Origin of the sequence: Pseudomonas sp. DCB_AW, from assembly GCF_026240895.1 — a bacterium.
In the GTDB taxonomy this organism is placed as follows: Bacteria; Pseudomonadota; Gammaproteobacteria; order Pseudomonadales; family Pseudomonadaceae; genus Aquipseudomonas; species Aquipseudomonas kermanshahensis.
On sequence record NZ_JAPFCE010000128.1, the window covers coordinates 1 to 4731 of the forward strand.

The following is a 4731-nucleotide window of genomic DNA, read 5'->3' on the forward strand; positions in this document are numbered from 1 at the left end:
GAAGAGGCCAGTGGCAGCCCAGTAAATCTTCGGTGCTGCCACTGGCCTCTTCGCAGCACAAGGCTGCTCCTACCTGGGTTTGGCGCACGGAGTGTGCGCCCGCCGTGGTTGAATCAAACGCGGAACTGGCTCACCAGCATCTGCAACTGCCCGCCCAACCGCGCCAGCTCAACGCTGGACGCCGCCGTCTCGTTATTGGCCGCTGCCGTCTGCTCGGACACATCCCGCACGTTCAGAATGCTCCGGCTGATTTCTTCGGCCACCGCGCTCTGCTCTTCCGCCGCCGCCGCAATCTGCTGGTTCATCGACTGAATGCTCGACACCGTGCCGGTGATGCTTTCCAGCGAGGCGCCGGCCTTGCGCGCCAGTTCGACACTGCTGTCGGTCAGGGTCCGGCTACCCTGCATGGCCGTCGCCACTTGCTGGGTGCCGTGCTGCAGGCTGGCAATCAGCTCTTCGATCTCTTCGGTGGACTTCTGCGTGCGCTGGGCCAACCCACGCACCTCGTCAGCGACCACGGCAAAGCCACGGCCCGCCTCGCCGGCACGGGCCGCTTCAATCGCGGCGTTGAGTGCCAGCAGGTTGGTCTGGTCGGCTACCGACTTGATCACGTCCATCACGCTGCCGATCTTCTGGCTTTCCTGTTGCAGCAGGTTCATGGCCTCGGTGGAGCGGTGCATTTCTTCGGCCAGGCGTTCGATTTGGCTGATCGCCTCACCGACCACCTGATCACCCGCGCGGGCTTCGTCGTCGGCACCGGTGGCGGCATGCGAGGCCTGCTCGGCGTTGCGCGCGACTTCCTGAACCGTGGCCGCCATTTCGTGCATTGCAGTGGCGACTTGGTCGGTCTCGACTTTCTGGCTGTTGGCCCCTGCGCTGGTTTGCTCGGTGACCGCCGACAGCTCTTCGGCAGCGCTGGCGATCTGGGTGACGCCGTCGCGGATGCCGCTGATCAGCTCGCGCAGGGTGGTGCCCATGCGGGCGATGCCCTGTTGCAATACGCCCAGTTCATCACGGCGGGTGACGCGCAGGTCGTGCGTCAGGTCGCCGCCCGCGATGCGCTCCACCGCTTGCAAGGTTTCCTGCAGCGGGCGGGTGATCTGCCGGGTGATGAGCACCGCAGCCAGTACGCCGACCAGCAACGCCAGCAAGGTCGCGATGGCCTGCAGGCTACGGGCCTGCGCACTCTCGATGTCGCGGCGCTCCAGCTGGATTTTGTACAGCGCGTCGCTGGTCTTGACGATGTCGGCGCCTTGGACAGTCATTTCAGCGCGCGCGCTGGTAATGCTGGCCAGCGCATCACGGAACTGGCGCACGGCGTCACGGTAGGCCAGCACTGACTGTTCGAACTGCTGCAGACGCGCGTCGGCGGCCGGCAGCCGGCGCTTGAGGTTGTCGGCCTCGGCCAGCGCCGCTTCGAGCTGGCGCAGGGCGGCCTGTTCATTGGTCGCGCTGTTATCGGCCATGTAGCCGCGCACGTCGATGCGTACCTGCAGCAGTTGCTGGCGGGCCTTGCTGATCAGCTGGTACTGGGCCAGGCGCACGCTGTCGGTTTCGGGGCGTGCCATGACTTCCTGGCTAAGGGCGTCCATGGCCTGGTCGGCCTTGGCGCCCGACGCATTCATGGCATCACGCGCGGCCCGGGTGGCGTTGTAGCCCGTGCGCATGGTGGCCAGCGAGACCTTGTACTGGCTGATGGTCTGCCCCAGTTCGTGCAGCAGCTTGACGTTGTCCGGGCTCTTGAACGTGCTGACCAGGCGTTGTTGCTGGTTACTGAACGCATCGAGCTTGTTCAGCGTGTTGGCCGCCGCGGCATCATCGCCGTTGGCAATCATGTACTGCAGGCGGGCGATGCGCAGGTCAGTCAGGTCCTTGTTGAGCTGGCTGATATCGCTCATCCAGTTGCTGCGGTCGATCAGGCTGCCCAGGCTGGTCCAGCCGGTCAGGGCCAGCAGGCCGGTGAGGATCAGCACCAGGCCGAAGCCCAGGCCGAGTTTGAGGTTGACGCTGATGTTGGCAAACCAGCTGTTCATGCACGCACTCCAGAAGTTGTTTTCGCTCTCTTGATCGTCGATCGCAAGGCGTTGTTGTTCTGGATGCCCGCTGATTCGTGCAGGGGTTATCGGCAATGATCAGGGAAGCTGAAACGCTTTTTCAGCAGATTTGTAACTTGTCGTTAGGGTGAGGCTGGGGCTGCCAGGCAGCCCCAGGCGTGTCAGAGGTTACGGGCACTGAAGGTATCGCAGCTGTTCACTTCGCCCTCGGCAAACCCCGCCTTGAACCAGCGCACACGCTGCGCCGAGGTACCGTGGGTGAAGGAGTCGGGCACCACGCGGCCCTGGCCTTTTTGCTGCAGGCGGTCATCACCGATGGCATTGGCCGCGTTCAGCGCTTCTTCGACGTCACCCGGCTCCAGCCAGTTCAGGCGTTTTTGCGCTTGGTAGGCCCACACCCCTGCCAGGCAGTCGGCCTGCAGCTCCTGGCGCACCAGCAAGCCGTTGTCGCCTTCCATGCGCTGGCCATTGCGGCGGGCGGCATCGACCTTGGCCGACACGCCGAGCAGGGTCTGCACGTGGTGGCCGATCTCGTGGGCGATGACGTAGGCCTGGGCAAAGTCACCCGCAGCCGCGAAACGGGTTTCCATCTCGCGGAAGAACGACATGTCCAGGTACACCCGCTGGTCGGCCGGGCAATAGAACGGGCCGACGGCCGCCGAAGCGAAGCCGCAGGCCGAGTTGACCTGGCCGCTGAACAGCACCAGTTTGGGGTCGCGGTACTGCTTGCCCGCCTGGGAGAACAGCGCTTTCCAGGTGTCTTCCGTGTCACCCAGCACCGAGGCGACGAAGTCGGCCTGCTGGTCATTGGCTGGCGGCGCCTTGCCGCCTGCGCCACTGGGCGCCTGTTGCTGCTGCTGGGTCATCTGCCCGGTGAGCTGGCCGAGTATCTGCAGCGGGTCTTGCCCGGTCAGCCAGCCAATGCCCACGATCAGTAGGATCGCCCCCAGCCCGAGGCCCTTGCCGCCGCCGAAGCGCATGCCGCCACCACCGCCACCTTCACCTCGGGCATCGACCACGTTGTCGCTGCGTCGGCCTTTTCGCCATTCCATGAATGCTCTCCGGAGCGTGAAACAAGAAGACAAAGATTAGTTCACCAACGGGGAGGGTGTCAGACAAAGGTGTTAACCCATAACCATATGGTTATGTATGTGAGGGCTGATTTCAGTATTCATCCCGCGCGGCTTATCTGAAACTGTAAGTCCGCCTGCCCTGCAAGGCGTCCAGATAATTCCAAGAGAGGAAAACGGCATGCCCGCCCAGGACACCAGCCGCTTCGTGATCCGTGATCGCAACTGGCACCCCAAAGCCCTGACCCCCGACTACAAGACCTCCATTGCCCGCTCGCCGCGCCAGGCATTGGTCAGCATCCCGCAGTCGATCAGCGAAACCACCGGCCCGGACTTCACCCACCTGGGTTTCGGCGCCCACGACCATGACCTGCTGCTGAACTTCAACAACGGTGGCCTGCCGATTGGTGAGCGCATCATCGTTGCCGGCCGCGTGGTCGACCAATACGGCAAGCCTGTGCCCAATACCCTGGTGGAAATGTGGCAGGCCAACGCTGGCGGCCGCTATCGCCACAAGAACGACCGCTACCTGGCACCGCTGGACCCTAACTTCGGTGGCGTCGGCCGTTGCCTGACCGACCGCGACGGCTACTACAGCTTCCGCACCATCAAGCCGGGCCCATACCCATGGCGCAACGGCCCGAACGACTGGCGCCCGGCGCACATCCACTTCGGCATCAGCGGCCCATCGATTGCGACCAAGCTGATCACCCAGCTGTACTTCGAGGGTGACCCGCTGATCCCGATGTGCCCGATCGTCAAGTCGATCGCCAACCCAGAAGCCGTGCAGCAGTTGATCGCCAAGCTCGACATGAGCAACGCCAACCCGATGGACTGCCTGGCGTACCGCTTTGATATCGTGCTGCGCGGCCAGCGCAAGACCCACTTCGAAAACTGCTGAGGACCCCGCCATGCCAATCGAACTGCTGCCGGAAACCCCTTCGCAGACTGCCGGCCCCTACGTGCATATCGGCCTGGCCCTGGAAGCGGCCGGCAACCCGACCCGCGACCAGGAAATCTGGAACCGCCTGGCCAAGCCAGAGGCGCCGGGTGAACACATCCTGTTGATCGGCCAGGTCTATGACGGTAACGGGCACCTGGTGCGCGATTCGTTCCTGGAGCTGTGGCAGGCCGATGCCGCCGGCCAGTACCAGGATGCATACAACCTGGAAAACGCCTTCAACAGCTTCGGCCGCACCGCCACCACTTTCGATGCCGGTGAGTGGACCGTGCAAACGGTGAAGCCGGGTGTGGTGAAGAACGCGGCCGGCGTGCCGATGGCGCCGCACATCAACATCAGCCTGTTTGCCCGTGGCATCAACATCCACCTGCACACGCGCTTGTATTTTGATGATGAAGCCGAAGCCAACGCCAAGTGCCCGGTGCTCAACCTGATCGAGCAGCCACAGCGCCGTGAGACGTTGATTGCCAAGCGTTGCGAAGTGGATGGGAAGACGGCGTACCGTTTCGATATCCGTATTCAGGGGGAAGGGGAGACAGTGTTGGGTGGCGACTTCCTTGAACGACACCTTGGGGCCGGAGGCCAGGCCTTCGCGGTCGCCCTGCTCAAGCTTCTCCACGTGTTGCTGGAACGCCGGTGTTTCTTC

Annotated in this window: 3 protein-coding genes and 1 pseudogene; 2 read left to right on the plus strand and 2 right to left on the minus strand. The window is 63.6% G+C overall.

Annotation, left to right across the window (positions count from 1 at the left end; translation table 11 throughout):
* Positions 1 to 113: 113 nt before the first annotated feature.
* Both OO306_RS27675 and OO306_RS27680 read right to left on the minus strand, forming a co-directional pair.
* Positions 114 to 2033, minus strand: coding sequence for a methyl-accepting chemotaxis protein (locus tag OO306_RS27675; protein ID WP_099430442.1), 1920 nt, complete (start codon positions 2031 to 2033; stop codon positions 114 to 116).
* Between the two features lie 182 nt (positions 2034 to 2215).
* Positions 2216 to 3106, minus strand: a complete 891-nt coding sequence (locus tag OO306_RS27680) for a neutral zinc metallopeptidase (protein WP_099430441.1) — start codon at positions 3104 to 3106, stop codon at positions 2216 to 2218.
* A gap of 199 nt (positions 3107 to 3305) precedes the next feature.
* On the opposite strand from OO306_RS27680, the gene pcaH reads away from it, so the two are divergent.
* Both pcaH and pcaG read left to right on the plus strand, forming a co-directional pair.
* Complete coding sequence (pcaH, locus tag OO306_RS27685; RefSeq protein ID WP_027595440.1) at positions 3306 to 4025, plus strand: protocatechuate 3,4-dioxygenase subunit beta; 720 nt, start codon at positions 3306 to 3308, stop codon at positions 4023 to 4025.
* Between the two features lie 10 nt (positions 4026 to 4035).
* Positions 4036 to 4626 (plus strand): annotated as a pseudogene (pcaG, locus tag OO306_RS27690) (protocatechuate 3,4-dioxygenase subunit alpha); the annotation flags it as partial.
* Between the last annotated feature and the right edge of the window lie 105 nt (positions 4627 to 4731).